This is a genomic window from Gottfriedia endophytica, from assembly GCF_017814275.1.
Lineage (GTDB): Bacteria > Bacillota > Bacilli > Bacillales > Bacillaceae_G > Gottfriedia > Gottfriedia endophytica.
Window position 1 is genome coordinate 18,497 of record NZ_JAGIYQ010000006.1, and the last position, 17,466, is coordinate 35,962.

The 17,466-nt window shown below is 33.8% G+C and carries 21 protein-coding genes; 8 read left to right on the forward strand and 13 right to left on the reverse strand.

The window, feature by feature from the left end:
- Positions 1–40 precede the first annotated feature (40 nt).
- Positions 41–1,258 carry an NAD(P)/FAD-dependent oxidoreductase gene (locus tag J5Y03_RS10530; protein ID WP_209405351.1) on the reverse strand — a complete coding sequence of 406 codons (1,218 nt, stop codon included), beginning with the start codon at positions 1,256–1,258 and terminating at the stop codon, positions 41–43.
- A 463-nt stretch (positions 1,259–1,721) separates the two neighbouring features.
- Between J5Y03_RS10530 and J5Y03_RS10535 the strand changes: the two genes are divergently transcribed.
- A complete protein-coding gene (locus J5Y03_RS10535) occupies positions 1,722–2,711 on the forward strand; it encodes an NAD(P)/FAD-dependent oxidoreductase (RefSeq protein WP_209405353.1) in 990 nt (329 codons plus the stop codon).
- A 552-nt stretch (positions 2,712–3,263) separates the two neighbouring features.
- On the opposite strand, the gene J5Y03_RS10540 is transcribed toward J5Y03_RS10535, so the two are convergent.
- Positions 3,264–3,617, reverse strand: coding sequence for a HesB/IscA family protein (locus J5Y03_RS10540; RefSeq protein ID WP_209405355.1), 354 nt, complete (start codon positions 3,615–3,617; stop codon positions 3,264–3,266).
- Between the two features lie 12 nt (positions 3,618–3,629).
- Complete coding sequence (dapF, locus tag J5Y03_RS10545) at positions 3,630–4,481, reverse strand: diaminopimelate epimerase (protein WP_209405357.1); 852 nt, start codon at positions 4,479–4,481, stop codon at positions 3,630–3,632.
- A 353-nt stretch (positions 4,482–4,834) separates the two neighbouring features.
- Between dapF and J5Y03_RS10550 the strand changes: the two genes are divergently transcribed.
- Positions 4,835–5,533 carry a DUF2225 domain-containing protein gene (locus J5Y03_RS10550; RefSeq protein ID WP_209405359.1) on the forward strand — a complete coding sequence of 233 codons (699 nt, stop codon included), beginning with the start codon at positions 4,835–4,837 and terminating at the stop codon, positions 5,531–5,533.
- Positions 5,534–5,607: 74 nt separating this feature from the next.
- Here J5Y03_RS10550 and J5Y03_RS10555 read toward each other — a convergent pair whose 3' ends face one another.
- Positions 5,608–5,844, reverse strand: a complete 237-nt coding sequence (locus J5Y03_RS10555) for a YuzB family protein (protein WP_209405362.1) — start codon at positions 5,842–5,844, stop codon at positions 5,608–5,610.
- Positions 5,845–6,110: 266 nt separating this feature from the next.
- Here J5Y03_RS10555 and J5Y03_RS10560 point away from each other — a divergent pair, with 266 nt between their 5' ends.
- Positions 6,111–7,178 (forward strand): NAD(P)/FAD-dependent oxidoreductase, encoded by a 1,068-nt coding sequence (locus tag J5Y03_RS10560; protein ID WP_209405364.1) that lies wholly within the window; start codon positions 6,111–6,113, stop codon positions 7,176–7,178.
- 36 nt (positions 7,179–7,214) lie between these two features.
- Here the strand turns inward: J5Y03_RS10560 and J5Y03_RS10565 are convergent, their stop codons facing one another.
- From J5Y03_RS10565 to J5Y03_RS10575, 3 genes are all read right to left on the reverse strand, one after another.
- Positions 7,215–8,165, reverse strand: a complete 951-nt coding sequence (locus J5Y03_RS10565; RefSeq protein ID WP_209405366.1) for an SPFH domain-containing protein — start codon at positions 8,163–8,165, stop codon at positions 7,215–7,217.
- Between the two features lie 21 nt (positions 8,166–8,186).
- The gene (locus tag J5Y03_RS10570) at positions 8,187–8,600 is read right to left on the reverse strand and encodes an NfeD family protein (RefSeq protein WP_209405368.1); all 414 of its coding nucleotides are present in this window, start codon (positions 8,598–8,600) and stop codon (positions 8,187–8,189) included.
- 148 nt (positions 8,601–8,748) lie between these two features.
- Complete coding sequence (locus J5Y03_RS10575) at positions 8,749–9,054, reverse strand: YuzD family protein (RefSeq protein ID WP_209405370.1); 306 nt, start codon at positions 9,052–9,054, stop codon at positions 8,749–8,751.
- A gap of 124 nt (positions 9,055–9,178) precedes the next feature.
- On the opposite strand from J5Y03_RS10575, the gene J5Y03_RS10580 reads away from it, so the two are divergent.
- Positions 9,179–9,406 (forward strand): NifU family protein, encoded by a 228-nt coding sequence (locus tag J5Y03_RS10580; protein ID WP_209405372.1) that lies wholly within the window; start codon positions 9,179–9,181, stop codon positions 9,404–9,406.
- A 53-nt stretch (positions 9,407–9,459) separates the two neighbouring features.
- On the opposite strand, the gene yutH is transcribed toward J5Y03_RS10580, so the two are convergent.
- Positions 9,460–10,482 carry a spore coat putative kinase YutH gene (gene yutH / locus J5Y03_RS10585; RefSeq protein WP_209405374.1) on the reverse strand — a complete coding sequence of 341 codons (1,023 nt, stop codon included), beginning with the start codon at positions 10,480–10,482 and terminating at the stop codon, positions 9,460–9,462.
- A 514-nt stretch (positions 10,483–10,996) separates the two neighbouring features.
- Between yutH and J5Y03_RS10590 the strand changes: the two genes are divergently transcribed.
- Entirely contained in the window at positions 10,997–11,509 is a 513-nt protein-coding gene (locus J5Y03_RS10590; protein ID WP_209405376.1) for a phosphatidylglycerophosphatase A family protein, read from the forward strand.
- Positions 11,510–11,601: 92 nt separating this feature from the next.
- Here J5Y03_RS10590 and J5Y03_RS10595 read toward each other — a convergent pair whose 3' ends face one another.
- A complete protein-coding gene (locus J5Y03_RS10595; RefSeq protein WP_209405378.1) occupies positions 11,602–12,231 on the reverse strand; it encodes a helix-turn-helix transcriptional regulator in 630 nt (209 codons plus the stop codon).
- Positions 12,232–12,243: 12 nt separating this feature from the next.
- The gene (locus tag J5Y03_RS10600; protein ID WP_280850081.1) at positions 12,244–12,633 is read right to left on the reverse strand and encodes a DUF86 domain-containing protein; all 390 of its coding nucleotides are present in this window, start codon (positions 12,631–12,633) and stop codon (positions 12,244–12,246) included.
- Between the two features lie 325 nt (positions 12,634–12,958).
- On the opposite strand from J5Y03_RS10600, the gene J5Y03_RS10605 reads away from it, so the two are divergent.
- Positions 12,959–13,225, forward strand: a complete 267-nt coding sequence (locus J5Y03_RS10605; RefSeq protein ID WP_209405382.1) for a DUF3055 domain-containing protein — start codon at positions 12,959–12,961, stop codon at positions 13,223–13,225.
- A 168-nt stretch (positions 13,226–13,393) separates the two neighbouring features.
- Here the strand turns inward: J5Y03_RS10605 and J5Y03_RS10610 are convergent, their stop codons facing one another.
- The gene (locus J5Y03_RS10610; RefSeq protein WP_209405385.1) at positions 13,394–13,672 is read right to left on the reverse strand and encodes a YutD family protein; all 279 of its coding nucleotides are present in this window, start codon (positions 13,670–13,672) and stop codon (positions 13,394–13,396) included.
- Between the two features lie 93 nt (positions 13,673–13,765).
- On the opposite strand from J5Y03_RS10610, the gene J5Y03_RS10615 reads away from it, so the two are divergent.
- Positions 13,766–14,356 carry a YhcN/YlaJ family sporulation lipoprotein gene (locus tag J5Y03_RS10615; RefSeq protein WP_209405387.1) on the forward strand — a complete coding sequence of 197 codons (591 nt, stop codon included), beginning with the start codon at positions 13,766–13,768 and terminating at the stop codon, positions 14,354–14,356.
- 59 nt (positions 14,357–14,415) lie between these two features.
- Here the strand turns inward: J5Y03_RS10615 and lipA are convergent, their stop codons facing one another.
- Positions 14,416–15,294 (reverse strand): lipoyl synthase, encoded by an 879-nt coding sequence (gene lipA / locus J5Y03_RS10620; RefSeq protein ID WP_209405389.1) that lies wholly within the window; start codon positions 15,292–15,294, stop codon positions 14,416–14,418.
- A 330-nt stretch (positions 15,295–15,624) separates the two neighbouring features.
- On the opposite strand from lipA, the gene J5Y03_RS10625 reads away from it, so the two are divergent.
- On the forward strand, positions 15,625–16,620 hold the full coding sequence (locus J5Y03_RS10625; RefSeq protein WP_209405391.1) for a M23 family metallopeptidase: 996 nt from the start codon (positions 15,625–15,627) through the stop codon (positions 16,618–16,620).
- A 24-nt stretch (positions 16,621–16,644) separates the two neighbouring features.
- On the opposite strand, the gene yunB is transcribed toward J5Y03_RS10625, so the two are convergent.
- On the reverse strand, positions 16,645–17,466 hold the full coding sequence (gene yunB, locus J5Y03_RS10630) for a sporulation protein YunB (RefSeq protein ID WP_209405393.1): 822 nt from the start codon (positions 17,464–17,466) through the stop codon (positions 16,645–16,647).

Here is a 17,466-nt window from a genome sequence, read left to right on the forward strand (position 1 = left end):
CTCGGCAAAATTGCCGAGCTTTTACTACTTATACTATGCATTAAAAAATATTGAATTTACCTTTTTTAAGTACTAGGCCTAATCCACCTAAAATGAATAAATAACGGTTATCGCTCATTTTTTTCATAAATGAAGCACTCCAACCTGTTAATTTTTTATCAAATGCTACACCAATTGCATCATCATGACCTAATGAACATAGAACACCTTTAAGATCTGGTTTAAATTCTTGTAATTCACCTTTTCCACGAACTAATACAGCAAGGTTATGTGCAACATTAAAGCCTTGTTGTATTGCAATTTGTGCAGTTGGTGGGTATGGACGATTAATTTCTTCGTTAATGATTAACGCAGAATCACCTACGATAAATACGTTGTCATGGCCAGGAACACGCATATGTTCTGTTACTTTTAGACGACCACGCATAGTTTCGAATCCAGCTTCTTCTACTAAAGCACTTCCTCGAACACCTGCAGCCCAAACAACTGTTGCAGCTTTAATTTCTTCAACGTCATCACCTTTTGCAACAACGATTCCTTCTTCAGTACATTCTTTAATTGCAGTACCGATTTTAAATTCTACGCCTTTTTTCTCTAAAGCAGAAACAGCATATTCTACTAACTCTGGATCAAATCCAGGTAATACCATTGGCGCTGCCTCAACACAAATAATTCTTACTTTTTCACGATCGATATCAAATTCTTTGCAAAGCTCAGGAACTCGGTTACCTAGCTCTCCAACAAACTCAATACCAGTGAAACCAGCTCCACCAACAATGATCGTTAATAACTCATCACGTTTGTCAGCTGGTGTAGTATGATATTTTGAGAAAGTATATTCAATATGCTCTTTAATTTCACGAGCTTGGTTAATGCTTGCAATTGAGAAAGCATGCTCTTTTAAGCCTTTAATTCCGAATGTTTCTGATTCAAAACCTAAACCAAGTACTAAGTAATCGTATTCTAACTCACCGTGTTCTAATACAACTTTCTTTTCTTCATGTTTAATTTCAACAACAGTATCTTGGATGAAGTTAACTTTATTTGGGTTAATTACGTCTTTAATTTGAATACGAGTACGATCATGGTGTAAAGTACCTGCTGCATTTTCATGTAACCATGTAGTTTGATAATGGTAACTATTTTTGTTTACTAAAGTGATTTCTGCTTCATTTGCAGATAACGTTTTTTGTAGACGAGTTGCAGTGATAATTCCGCCGTAACCTGCACCTAAAATAAGAATTTTTGGCTTGTTCATCTGTTTTTACCATCCTTTAATCTAATAAATTGTTTTCAAACAACATAAGAATAAGTTCTAAGACTTTTTACAATAGTGCAATAGTGAGCAAACTAAAATATGAAAGTGCAATAGTGAGCAAACTATTATATGTATAAACTTTTAATCACAATTCTCCTAATTGTTTCACTTTAATTAAATTATATATTAAAATAATTTTCACAAAATGTTAACAATTAATCTATTACAATAGTACGGTTTTTTGATAAGGATTTCAAGTATAATCAATCTATTTCACCTGTTATTTACGAACATAGACTATAAAAATAGTAAAAATGTAAGTGTTTTCAAAATTCGCAATTTACACCCTTGTTTAAATTATATTTTTTTACAATTTTGTATGCGCTTTTATAAACCATTTAAGTAAAATATGTTATTATGTGATATGTAAGAAATGATTGATCTTTGAGGAGGAAATCCGTTTATGAAAGATGAGAAAGTATATGATATTACAATTATCGGTGGGGGACCTGTAGGCCTCTTTACAGCTTTTTATGGTGGAATGAGACAAGCTAGTGTTAAAATAATTGAAAGTCTTCCACAACTTGGAGGACAATTATCTGCGCTTTATCCTGAAAAATATATATACGATGTTGCAGGATTTCCAAAAGTTAGAGCACAAGAATTAGTAAATAACTTAAAAGAACAAATGAAAAAATTTGAACCTACAGTATGTCTAGAACAAGCTGTACAAGAAGTAAATAAACTAGAAGATGGTACGTTCCATATTATCTGTAATGACAACAATGAACATTACACTAAAGCAATTATTATTACAGCTGGAAATGGTGCTTTCCAACCACGTAAATTAGAAATTGAAGGTTCAGAAAAATTCGAGAAAGCAAACCTTCATTATTTCGTTGACGATATGAATAAATTTGCTGGTAAACGTGTTGTTGTATTTGGAGGCGGAGATTCTGCTGTTGACTGGTCATTAATGCTAGAACCAATTGCAGAAAAAGTAACATTAGTACACCGTCGTGATAAATTCAGAGCACATGAACACAGTGTTGAAAACTTAATGGAATCTAAAGTTGAAGTGAAAACTCCGTGGGTTCCAGTTGAGATTGTTGGAGAAGATCGCATTGAAAAAATTATTCTTGAAAATGCAAAAACTGAAGAAAGAGAAGAAATCGAAGTTGATGATGTAATCATTAACTACGGATTCGTTTCTTCACTTGGACCAATTAAAAACTGGGGATTAAACATCGAAAAGAACAATATCGTTGTTAACTCTCGTATGGAAACAAACATTCCTGGTATCTATTCTGCTGGTGATATTTGTACGTATGATGGAAAAGTTAAGCTAATTGCTGCTGGATTTGGTGAAGCACCAACTGCAGTTAATAATGCAAAAGCTTATATTGATCCAAATGCTAAAGTTCAACCAGGTCATAGTTCTTCAATGTTTTAATTAGTAATTGGAAAGGTCAAATCGTTGTATTTCAATGATTTGACCTTTTTTTTGGGGGAATAAATTAAAACAATAGGCTGTTTTGTATACAATGTTGCTATTTAACTATGTGTAAATTTCCACTCCAGGATGCTCGCTTTCCTAGGGGCGTGAGCTGAGCCTCCTCGTCGCATACGCTCCTGCGGGGTCTCAGCCTTCCCGCATTTCCCACAGAAGCCCTTCACCCTTCCGTTCCAATCAACTTTTGTCTTTAAAATTACAAAACCGGAAAGCAACAATCTTTAAAAAAAGTGCCAAAAAAATAAAAACAAACTAGTAATCCTTGTTTTTATTTTTTCTATTAGTACTCATCCGGTGCAAACTACTTTTCCAAATCTATTGTTTGTTCCATTGTAATTTTTGAATACTCCTGTTGGTTAGACATTCTCCAAACTGGCTTTCGTTTTACTCTCTTGGTTAATACCATAAAAAAACCTCCCCAAATAGTAATGTTTATGACATTGACTATCGAGAAGGCTTTTAATTAATAGCACTAAACATCTATTCTCTAATTTAGCACTCTTCAGGAGTTCCAGCATTTGTAGCAGTTCTAAAGCTTGAACCACAACCACATGAAGCAATTGCATTTGGATTATCGATCGTGAAGCCACCACCAAGCATTGATTCTTTATAATCAATGACAACACCTTTAATAATCGGTAAGCTCTCTTTATCAATAATGATTTTTACACCATTTTGTTCTACTACTGTGTCGTCTTCTTGTTTTTCTATATCGAAACCTAAGCCGTAAGAAAGTCCTGAACAACCTCCGCCTTTTACTCCTAGACGTACAAATGCATTTTCATTTCCTTCTTCTTTCATCATTTCACTAATTTTAAGTGCTGCTTGCTCAGTAACAGTAATCATTTTTCTCACTCCTTATAAATAGTATATGCCATCTGTGATCGTAACAGCTGGACCTTTCATCCAAACGTTACCATCAGACGCCCAGGTTATTTCTAAATCTCCACCTTGTAAGTGGACAGTAATTGGTTCATCTTTTTTACATTTTCCCTTTTGGATCATTGCTACAGCAGCTGCACATGCACCTGTACCACAAGCTTCAGTAACTCCCGATCCTCGTTCCCAAACGACGAAGTTAATTTCATTTTCACTCAAAAATTCAATAAATTCTACATTTACACGTTCAGGGAACCATTCATGTTGTTCTAAAATTGGTCCAAGTGTTGTTAAAGGTGCTTTTGAAATCTCTTCTACTTCAATAACTGCATGCGGATTTCCCATTGAAACAGCTTGGAAGTGATATTCTTTTTCTTCAAATTCTATGTTGTCTTCAGCAAATTCTTGCTCTTGTCCAGTCATCGGAATGAGCGAACGCTGAAAGATTGGTTTTCCCATATTGATTGTAACTTGGTCAACCTTATTTTGTTGTATGTGTACCGTTGCTTCTACAATACAAGAGATTGTTTCAATTGTAAAAGATTCTGATTGAACAAGACCATGTTCAAATGCATATTTTGCAACACAACGTAAACCATTCCCACAGTTTTTAGCTTCTGATCCATCATTATTAAAGATACGCATTTTTACTGAGGCTATTGTTGAAGGACAAATTAAAATTAATCCGTCACTACCTATCCCCGTATGAATGTTTGAAACTTGTATTGCAATTTGAGGTAACATTGCTTCTTCTAATTGTTCTTCAAACATGTTGACATATATATAATTGTTTCCAAGTCCATGCATTTTTGTGTAACGAAAAGAATTCATAGTCATTACTCCTAAAAATATTTTCTTATTTATATAGTATAAATTTTCATTCAAGTGAACACAATAATAACATCCCCCGTTTCTCGATATAGAAACATTCGTTGAGCTTACAATAAAATTGTAAGCTCTTTTTTATTACCGGTTCTTTTGAACTATTTATTTCTTTGATTTTACTTGTTAACCTTCTATTTCCATTTAATCGTATTACATAATTACTTAAACCTCCAAAACTCACCAATTATTTTTACCTATTTTTTATTTTTTCTCTCAAAAATTACTAATTCTATATTCTTATGAGCCGATATATAGGAGGAGAAATATGTAACAATTCACTAATCAAGGAAGTTGAAATTATGAACGAAAAATCACCTATATTCACACGAAATATGAAATGTCCAGCGTGTACAAGCACGTTTCCTACTACAAATGTCAGGATTTCTTATCCTAAAACACATGATATTAGTACTGATTTTTGTGTAACTTATCAAGATGAAGTAAATAGTCCTTACCTATATTATGTAAATGTTTGTGAAAGTTGTGGTTATGCCTACACCAAAAATAGTCAACCATTAAACAGAGACTCAGTCCAAGTCATACAACAAAAAATTTCAATCAACTGGACTCCACGCTCTTTTGGTAACAAGCGTTCTTTAGAGGATGCCATTACTGTATATAAATTAGCTGTTTATACTTCAATTATAAAGAACGAAAAGTTTTATATGCTTGCGGGTTTATTACTAAGATTGGGTTGGCTTTATCGAAAAATGAATAATATAGAACAAGAGGAACGTTTTATAAGAAAAGCATATGAAACATACAAGAAAAGCTATGATCTTGCAGATTATTCAGGTTCAGAAATGAGCGAAGTCCGAATCATTTACCTTATTGGCGAACTTGCTAGAAGACTTAATGAATTCGAACAGGCCATTTCTTTCTTTTCAAAAGTAATCTCACATCCAAATGGACATTTGGAAAAGGGAATTGTAGAAAAAGCTAGAGAACAATGGCATATAACACGAGAAGAAGCAAAAATTGTTCAAATAGATGGATAAAAAAAATAAAGTGCCATATGCTATTTCTATACTAATTCATAAGATAGAAATGAATCTATGGCACTTTAGAAGGATCAAATTAACATATTTTCTTCTAAAAAGCTGTAAATATTTTTAACCAATTCATCAGGTGTTTCACCTTTTATTGGTTCGCCTTCAACAACGGCAAATAAAGTTTGGGCACAAATGCCACAATACCCTAAACACCCATACTCTAAAACATCTATATTAGGATCACGTTCAAGCTGTTCAAGTGCTTTCTGTGCTCCATTTGCTAAATTACTTACACAAAATTCGACTAATGGTCTCATAAATTCACCCCTTACATTCACAAATTACCTTTTTTTTGTATGTACGTCAATATTTCGATAGCGGATGTCGAATGGACGCAGATTTTTTACTTTTTTTAAGAAGTAAATCGACAAATACGAATGTGTCTTATCACGGTCATAACGAACATTTCTAACTTTCCGTTGTTATTTGTTCACAAAATAGATATAATATTTTATGTCGAAAATTATAAAAATTACTATTAGTTTATACACTTAAAATTACTATAAAAAGGGGGCTAACAGCAATGAAAAACCTTGTCCTATTAGGTGGCGGATACGGAAACATGCGTATTCTATCCCGATTATTGCCTTCTAGTTTACCAGAAGATGTGCATATTACATTAATCGATAGAAACAGTTATCATTGTTTTAAAACTGAATACTATGCTCTTGTAGCAGGTACAGTTCCTGAGCAGCATATCCGTATTCCATTTCCAACTCATGATCGATTATCTGAAGTTTATGGTGAGATTACAAAAATTGATATTGAAAATAAAAAAGTAATCTTAAAAGATCATGAACCGGTATCTTACGATGACTTAGTCATTGGATTAGGTTGTGAAGACAAATACCATAATGTACCTGGAGCAATGGAGCATACGTTTAGTATCCAATCTATTGAAAACACACGTGTTGCTTATGAACGTGTAAATAGCTTACCTCCTAATTCTGTTGTAAGTATCGTTGGTGCAGGACTAAGTGGTGTTGAAGTTGCAAGTGAACTAAGAGAAAGCCGTAGCGATTTAACGATTTACTTATTTGATCGTGGTGATCGAATTCTTTCTATGTTCCCTGAAAAACTAAGTCATTATGTTCAAAAGTGGTTTGATGATCACAATGTTAAATTAATCAGTAATTCAAATATTACAAAAGTAGAAGAAAATATATTATATAACCATGACGAAGAAATTCAAAGTGATGCGATTATATGGACTGCTGGAATTCAGCCAGTTAAAGTCGTTAGAGACATACCTGTTGAAAAAGACAACTCTGGACGCTTAGCTGTTACAAAATATCATCACATTCCAACACATGAAAACGTATACGTTGTTGGAGATTGTGCAGCATTACCACATGCTCCATCCGCTCAATTAGCTGAAGGGCAAGCTGAACAAATTGTTACGATACTTAAAGCGCGTTGGAAAAACGAAGAGCTACCTGAAACAATGCCACAAATTAAATTAAAAGGCGTCATGGGTTCTCTTGGTAAGAAACATGGCTTTGGTTTATTTAATGAAAGACCACTAATTGGCCGTGTACCAAGATTAATTAAATCTGGAATCCTTTGGATGTATAAGTATCATAACGGTTAAAAAAACCAAGCCAAATTGGCTTGGTTTTTTCTATTCCTATTCTTCTTTCTGATCACTGCGAACTACTTCTTTAATACTTTCTACCATACCTAATAATTTCGTAGCATCTGTTGGAATAACTAATTTTGAAGATTTACCATCTGCAACTTTAACTAGTGCTTCCATTGAGCGTAATTGAATCATTGCTTGAGTAGGGTTATTTTCTTTCCATACATCTAAAATCATTTTTTCACCTAATGATTTTGATTCTGCAATTTTTAGAATTGCACTCGCTTCACCCTCAGCTTTTAAGATACGGGATTCTTTTTCCCCTTTAGCTCGTTCAATTTGGCTTAAACGTTCCCCTTCAGCTTCAAGAATTTTTGATTGCTTTTCCCCTTCAGCTTTAAGGATTTTTGCTTCTTTTTCCCCTTGAGCTTGTAATACTTGTTGACGACGTGTACGCTCAGCTTGCATTTGACGTTCCATCGCTTGTTGGATATCAGAAGGAGGAATGATGTTTTTCAATTCAACACGATTTACCTTCATACCCCATTTATCTGTTGCTTCATCTAGTACAACACGAAGTTTGCTGTTTACAGTATCACGTGAAGTTAATGTCTGATCCAGCTCTAATTCCCCGATTAAATTACGTAATGTTGTAGCAGTTAAATTATTAATTGCTCCGATTGGATTTGCAATTTCGTATTCATGACGGATTGGATCCGTAACTTGAAAATAAACAATGGCATCAACTTGGATTGTAACATTATCTTTTGTAATAACGGGTTGTGGAGGGAAATCTACTACTTGTTCACGAAGATTCTTTTTAGCAGAAATACGTTCAATAAACGGTAGTAATATATGAATCCCACTATCTAATTCACGATGGAACTTTCCTAAACGTTCGACTAAATACACTTCAGCCTGACGAACAATACGAATACTGGATAATAATAATAAAATAATAAACAGTACGATAACACCTAAAATTATGCCACCAACCATTTTACACTCTCCTTAATTTTTTTATTCAACGTATAAAGTTGTTCCTTCTACACGAAGAACTTTTACTTTTTCATTAACTCTAATTGAATGGTTTGCTTTAATTGGCCATTCATCACCATAAACCTTGCTAGTACCTGCTGTTGTATCTTGATCGGATACCGTTGTCACAACAATCTCTTTTCCAACAAGTGCAAAAACACCATTTTTAATTGATTTACTACTACTAACTCTTTTCGCAAATCTTTTCGTGCTTAACCACAATACAATCGCACTGATAAAAAAGGTTCCAAAGGTCAAGAAAAATGAGTGATTAAAATACTCTACTATTGATGCAATAATACTGGCAATTCCTATCCATAACAATACAAATGTTAGAGTGAACATTTCAATAATAACTAAAATGACCCCAATGACGAATAAACTTACTGCAAGCAAAGTATCACATCCTTTCTTTACAGTTGTAAACTTTGTTACTTTACTCTATCATATCATGAAAATTAAAAATTTATTGGTAAATATTTACATTCTTTTAACAAATAGAAAACTGTCCCTTGAACACATTCTTACGGGACAGCTATTAGCATTAGCTTTTTTCAATTGCTACATAGACATCTTTTAATTTAGGATTCCCTTCTCCAACTACTTCTCCATTTACAAGCACAACTGGATAAAAGAATTCATCATTTCGAACTCGCTTGGCAAACTCTTCTTTCTCTTGGTTTTCTACACGGAAAATATCTATGTATTGGAAATTAAATTTCTTTTCTGGAAATTTTCGTGATAATGCTGCCTGAAGCCAATCAAATGTCTCAATTGATGAAGGCATACCAACACAACTTGCACAGATTACTTCTGCACCAAAAACTTCCACTATAATATCTTTATTCATTCTTCCCACCCCTTAAACACTCGTTTTATGTCACAGTAAAAAATAAATAATTCACACAAAGCGATGTAATAGATTTTTTCTCTCTAACTGATTATAATAAAAATAGTGAAAGGAGTCGATAACAATGGAAATGCATGAACAAGTACAAGAAGTATTAGATAAATTAAGACCGTTTTTACTTCGTGATGGTGGAGACGTCGAATTAGTTGACATCGAAGACGGTATCGTTAAACTACGTTTAATGGGAGCATGTGGTAGTTGCCCAAGTTCAACAATCACATTAAAAGCAGGTATTGAACGCGCTCTTTTAGAAGAAGTACCTGGTGTAGTTGAAGTAGAACAAGTTTTCTAATAACCACGTAGACAGCAAAATAGTTTGCTGTCTATTTTTTTACCAAGAAATGATTACTTCTTTAACCAGCTTAATTCTCTGATACCTAACTTTTCTACTGGAAGCCCAATCTTTTCAAAGAAAGTTCCTAAAAATTGTTCATACTTTTCAGCTGTTTCAAGGTGATAAATTAATTCATGTTCTCTTTGTTTTCGTTCGTCATCAGTTTTCGTTAAATAATACCCTTCAACTGTTTCAAAGTAATGTACCGGAAAGATCAATCTTGCATAAAGTAATCTCCATGAAAATGAGGATAAAGGACTTCTTTTCTCATACCCATATAAAAACGTTAAAATATGCTCCATACATTGATCACCGTATTCAAAATAATGTTCACGTATCACTTCAGCTAAATCTCGACTAAAATGATCGTACGTCCATTCTACTGGTATTTTTGCATGATAAATTGACTTTAAATGACGGATATTTAATTTTTGGTGACAAATTGTAGCAGCATCTACTAATTCTGGTTTTGTATCTAACTCTGTATCTACAACATATTGAATTGCATTTTCTGTTAAGCCTAAATAGTAAGGGAATGATTCAACAAAGATTTGTTCAAAATAATTTTCTGGGTGACTATTTACTTTACTTTGCCAAAACCTTTCTAACTGTTCTAATCGCTTTTCCCAAAGAGTTTTCCATTGACCAATACGATTTAATTCAACTACATCCTCAGCATACTTCTTTCCTCTTGCATGAAAAATAGCAAACTCTTCTCCGATGCTTTTATTTCTTTCATATTGCCGATTACACCTAAACAATGCATGATTCGAATTAGCCATTCGGCTAACAAAATAACCTTGCGTGTTCTGAACAAATGTTGCTACAGATAAATCCCCCAAGCTTTGCATATAATCACTAAGTTTCTTCATTTCCTGTAATTCTTCTTCTTTATACTGAGAAACCGGCACAACGAAATAAACACGATTTCGCTGCCAAAACAAATAATAAGAATCTACCTTTATTAACTCAGCCGGCTGAATCTGATAATGATGAAACAAATCCTGACTAATATCTTCATTACGATTAAACAACTTTTTCACATCCTTTAAGTTGCTCCTACTTAAACTATATGTAACAAATCCAAAAACCTGTACGACTTTTTACCAATAATCCACAATCTCTCGAATGACCTTTCACAAACTAGGGGAAAATAACGTATATATATAGAAATGCGGAAGCGGATTGGGCACCTCCGAAAGACGTTGGAGCAATAACAAAGAGAAGGGTGCTTTTTCCCTTCACTTTGTTATTGTGAAACGGCCGAGGAGGTATCCGCTGGAGCTGGACAATATTAAAAGCGGAAGCGACTTGGTAGCTCTGACAGGCATTGGAGCAAAAACAAAGAGAAAGGCGATTTTTCCTTTCACTTTGTTTTTGTGAAATGACCGAAGAGCTAGTCGCTGTAGCTGGACAGTATAGAAAAGCGGAGGCGGATTGGGCACCTCTGACAGACATTAAAACAAAACAAACAGCTCCCCCAACAAAAACAAAGTAAGTACTAAACGTATAAAATTCTATAAAAATTATGAAAGAACAGGTGACGGTATGGAATTTTTAAATCATGATATAGAACAATCTTCATTAGCATTACTTGAGCAACGAGGTGTAAGATTAGAAGATATTGCAGACTTAGTCTATTTTTTACAAAGTAAATACCACGAAAATTTAACCATCGACGAGTGTCTTCATAATGTGCGTAGAGTACTTACTAAAAGAGAAATTCAAAATGCAGTTGTTACTGGAATTCAATTAGATATTCTGGCCGAGAAAAATTTAATCGAGGAACCATTGTTATCGATCATCAAAAAAGATGAAGGACTTTATGGGATTGATGAAACAATTGCCTTATCAATTGTAAATGTCTATGGTTCGATTGGATTTACGAATTATGGCTACATTGATAAATTAAAGCCTGGTATCCTTGAAAGATTAAATGATAAATCAACAGGTCTTGTAAATACATTTTTAGATGATATTGTTGGTGCAATAGCAGCCGCTGCTTCAAGTAGACTAGCTCATAGAGCTGCACATCGAAATGAAGATCATCAAAAAAAATAATAATAATAATAATAATAGCTAATTATTTTTTTCTTACAATAAAAAAGCACTTCTACTAAGTTTTTTCAACTTAGAGAGTGCTTTTTTTAATTTCAATCTTGTGATAGGTTACTCGACTTAAAGCAAAATGTACACGATTTTCCATCTACATTCCCATTAGAAACTAACTCTAAATTATCTACATTCAATAACTTCTCATAAGTTTGACGTTCAGCTTCACAGATTTCAGGTAAGATTTTCGCAACTTCCTGTAATGGACAATTATGCTGATGAAGGATGACTAATTCCCCTTTTTGTTCATGCTCCATCATACACCCTCTATCATTCAATACATCAATAAAACTTTGAGTATTTACTTGGTCTTTATAAGATAAGGCAATATCAATTGAGAAATACAGTCTATCCTGATACCTTCTAACAATTTCCATTAAAAAGGGATCCTCTTTATTTCCCTTCATGTCTTGAATCATATTGACTAAAAAAGGAATGTAATCCTTTTGAAATCGGGATTCACCTTTTTCTGTAAGCATGTATACCTTTGTCCGACGACCATTGTTACTTTTTACATATTTGTAAGTAATCTCCCCGCTTGTCTCTAAAGTTTGCAAATGGTGTCGTATTGCCATATCTGTATATCCAACCGCATGAACAAGCTCTTGAACAGACTGCATTCCATTTTTCTTTAGCGCATTAACAATCTGTTGACTCGTTTCTCCTATCAACTTCTATTCCCCTTACTTTCCGTTACTAAACGCGTTTACAGGTCCTAGCTCCTTCGTTAAGTAACTATTTACATCAACTGGAAAACTTTTTATTGATTGGATTGTTTCATTCATTGTAGCAACCATTTTATCAATAATCGTTTCTGTATAATCTTGTAGTAAGTGTTTGCGTAATGGGATCAGTTTTTTTAGTTGTGAACCTACCTCATCCGAAATAACCTTTTCATCCATTAAAATATCAATGATATCATCATAACTTCCAGGGTCGCGCATAATAAATCCATCTATCATCGCATTTCCTACATCTAAAACGCTATCAATAATAAGATGAACCATGCGCTCATATGCTAAAGTTTCAGTTATGTTACTTGGTTTAGTTGTTTCTTCAAAATAAGTAATCATGTTATTTAATACATTCAATCTTCCAATAATACTTTCTCTATCTACAAAATACATGATGTCACACCCTCTACCAATAATAGAATTTAAAATAAATTTACTCTAACTATATTTTAACGATAAAATGACGAAAAATCGACAGGATTACAAGCGATTCTCTTTATTTTTTGTTATAGTAATAAATAGCGGAAGAAACAATGATAGTATCATTAATCGACCACCTAGCTCTTAAGGTTTTTAAAAGTAAAGAATCGTTCATTCTTTCAAGAGCGAAACAAAATAATTTTATGCAACGATTAAAGTTAAAACAAGTAAGGGGAGTTAACAGATGGGAGAAAGATTTTTCTTATACGATGATACGGTTGAAACAAAAACACGCTTTATAAGTTTTATGGGTGATGAGGAAAGACATGATTTAGCAATTATGTATTCTGATCGTTATTACGGAAAAGCTGTTGTATTAGATATTCAACGTAATAAGTTTGCTATTGTTGGTGCTGACGATCTAAATGAAGAAGGTTATTTAGAATATGCATTTGGCCTATCTGAAAAAGTAGCTGCTGAATTGACTGAATTTTTATATGAAGTCGTTTAACTGTGGATAACCGAAATAATACACAAAAAGAGTGGATAACTTTTTAGTTGTCCACTCTTTTTGTGCGTAAGTTTCTATTTATTCACATAACAGTCTGAAACTTCATTACTTTTCCACATATTTTTTGTAAACGCTTTATAGAATCTTGTGGATAATTTTAAAAAAAGATTATGATGCCTTCACTTTTTTTACAACAAAATATCGACAACCAAAATTGCAATACTCGTAGATGTATTCTCTTAATGTGCTTATTTTTGAGTCATAAGGTACGTTTTTATGATGATCCTCAAAGAAACCACGTAAACGAAGTTGATCATAGCCCCAATCACCAACTATGTAATCATATTTCGTTAAAATGTCTGCATATCTCGCTTTAAAAGCTTCTTCATTAAATCCATTTCGAAAATCTTCAACAATTTCATAACAAGTATTTTGAATACAAACCATCTTTTTGCTCCTTTCCCACTAGTTCTCTTTTTAAATGATATTGAAAAGGCTGGGCATACTATCATTACATTATTTCCTAAAGGAGATTCGTAAATGAATAAAACCCTTATCCCTATAATTTTTATACTATTTCTTAGTGCTTGTTCATTTGGTCATAGTAAGTCACAACAATTTAATGCTACCAACATGTCCAGCAAGAACCCACCATCATTAACGAATGTTTCAACAAAAAATCAACTCTCTGATCAAGCAGTTAAAGATATGCACTCTTACAAAGATTATGGCTTTTCTCGCTTACAAAAGCAAGATATTTCAGGAAAACAACATGAATATTTACCCAAGGTTGATAAACAAAAGCTTGCTCGATCTATTTCATACCTTGTTGTTAATTTACCAAATGTGACAGATGCCGCAACGCTTGTGACAGATGCAGAAGTATTCGTTGCGTACCAAACTAACGGAAATAATAAATTAGTTGCCTCGCAAGTTCGTGACACTTCGCTAGTTACAGTACCTCGTTTCTATAAAGTATATACATCAAATAAATTACAAGATATTAATGCCATAATGGAAATACAAAATATAGGAACATTATCAAATAATAAAGTAGAAGCTTATTTAAAAAGCTTAGAGACTTCATTTCAAACAGGGGCGCCTGTAGATAAGAATGTTATAACAAAGTAAGCAACAAAATAAAAAACTGCCTATCCTTTTTTCAAAACATAGATAGGCAGTTTTATTATTTACGCTTGTTGAGCTGATTTAACTTGTTCATCTGCATGATAAGAAGAACGAACAAGTGGACCAGATTCACAGTGTGAGAATCCTTTTTGTAAAGCAACTTCTTTTAATTCTGCAAACTCTTGTGGAGTGTAATATTTTTTAACTGGTAAATGATGTTTTGTTGGCTGTAAATATTGGCCAAGCGTCAAAATATTAACTCCAACTGCTCTTAAATCATCCATCGCTTCGTATAGTTGTTCAACAGTTTCCCCTAAACCTACCATAATGCTTGATTTTGTAGGAATATCACTGTTTATTTCTTTTGCACGACGTAAAAACTCTAGTGAGCGTTCATATGTCGCACGAGCACGTACACGTGGAGTTAGTTCTCTTACTGTTTCAATATTATGGTTCATAATATCTGGTTTTGCATCCATTAACATTTGAAGATTTTCTAACTTACCACCCATATCAGAAGGTAATACTTCAATTGTTGTAAATGGATTTGCTTTTCTTACTTCTCTAACTGTTTCAGCGAATACAAACGCACCGCCATCACGTAAATCATCACGTGCAACTGCAGTAATAACAACGTGTTTTAACCCCATTTGTGTTACAGACTCAGCTACGCGAACTGGTTCTTGAAGATCAAGCTCTGTTGGAAGTCCAGTTTTTACCGCACAAAAGCGACATGCACGAGTACATGTGTCACCTAAAATCATAAATGTAGCTGTTTTACGGACAGCCCAGCATTCATGAATATTTGGACAACGAGCTTCTTCACAAACTGTATGTAAATTCTTTGAGCGCATCATTTTCTTTAAATCTGTGTAAGATTCATTTGTATTTAGCTTTATTTTTAGCCATTCTGGTTTTCTTAAATATTCATTGGTTGCCAATTATAAGCCCTCCTATGATGTTGCTTGCATACGAATTACTATCCATTACTATACTACAAAATTGCAAAAGAATAAAACAATCATCTTTTTTTCCAATAATTCCTATTTATGAAAGATAGCCAGTAAACCAAACTAAGAAAGAATCAGTTTAAAGAATATACAGTGAAACATCCATCAGTGGGGGGGCTTTAACCCCACTGATGGTTAGTTAAACCAATCGGGCTTTTACGGGCAGTTATCCCCCACCTATCTTCTTCGCCTCTCTCAATCTTGAGGTAAGGGTCTTACTGCCCGCGAATAGCGGGATAAAAATTTACAGATAAAAGGATGATGGTTTTGAAAAAGTGGTTAAGTATCTTTTGTATGGTGATTCTTCTTACACCATCATTTGTATATGGGGAAGTACAAAATCAAGAAACGTTAGATCGCGAACGAATGTCACTATATTCTGAAGCAGAAGCTTTAACTTTTATTCCTTGGTATTATTTTGCAGCAATTGATACATATGAGCGAAATATTCGACTGGCTCGTAAAGATATACCAAAACGAACAGATGGAGTATTATCATTTTATATTTCACCAGAGGATTGGAGTGGTTTAGGCAATCCCGTTCAAAATGATTCTTATCTACCAACCATTCATTTATTCGGTGGAATTGGAATGGATGGAAATGGTGATGGACGAGCAAATAGTACAAATGACGAGGATATTTTATATACTTATATAAACCGTCTCCACTATTACGGTCCAAGTAGATCATATATAAAAATGATGTTATGGGATTATTACCAACGCTCGAAAACTGTTGAGATGATTATGGGCTATGCCCGTATGTATGAAAAATATGGAAAGTTAACTATCGAAGGAAATGCATTCCCTGTTCCACTCCGCAGTGACCATAGTTACCAAAGTACATGGGGAGCTCCTCGAAGCTTTGGCGGGAGACGAATCCATGAAGGAACAGACATTTTTGCTCATTACGGTGTTCCTGTTCGTGCTACTTGCTATGGCATTATTGAGACAAAAGGATGGAATCGTATTGGCGGATGGCGTATTGGAATCCGAGATTTACAAAATAACTATCATTATTACGCACATCTAGGTGGCTTTAATAAAGAGATTTCGCAGGGACAAATTGTGGAACCTGGAACAGTCATAGGGTATGTAGGTAGCTCTGGTTATGGACCTCCAGGAACTTCTGGTAAATTTCCTCCTCATTTACACTATGGCATATATAAAGATAATGGCTATACTGAATGGTCATTTGATCCATATCCACGACTACGGATGTGGGAAAGACAAGAACGGATCAATCGAAAAAAATAGGATCGCAGAAAGCGGTCCTATTTTTTATTTTGAGGAATTATTTGGATACAGATTTTGTGATCCATAAGGAAGAAAATTCGGTACATCACTAGGTATTAATTTTGTATCAAGCGGCACTTGAACCTTTACAGTCGTTATTTTTGTATTAAAAGGAATGATGACTTGTAAATTAACTTCCACATCCATCACAACCTTTACTTGTGCATTATTTATGCCATACGATTTTACATCTTCATGAACGTTTGATTGCACATCACCTATAACGGAAAATCGAACTGGGATCGTTGGCCCACTATTACTTAACAATGCTGTATTCGTTATAATTCCAAGGGGTACCTCGAAATAAAAACCTTTTTTGTCTTTTTTCATTTTTTCTAGGTCAGATTGTGAAAGAGACAAAAAAGACAGATCTCCTCTTTGCACTCGTTCAATATTTTTTTCAACCGCTTTCGTCGTTTTCGATACGATGTCACTGATTGCATAAGAATTATAACCTACCGAAGTAATTTTCCCATTTGCATCATGATCAATTTGTAAGATTGTCTGATCCTTTAAATTTTTTGCTGCTTCCTGATAAGCGTCATTTATTATTAACGAAGCGATCCGTTTTGATTGCATTTCAGCATAATTCATAATCGTTGGTGAAAATATTCGATCTAACTGCCAAAATAAAAAAATCAAAACTGCCACAATCAAAAAAGAAGTCACCATAAATTTATTTAGTAATGATTTTTTCTCCCTACGTCCGTGATAGATACTAGGTGAATGCGTATAGCTAGATGAAGAAGGTTTTTTAAAATAAGTATTTTTTCTTTTTATCGTTCTTCCTTTAAATCGTTTAACCAT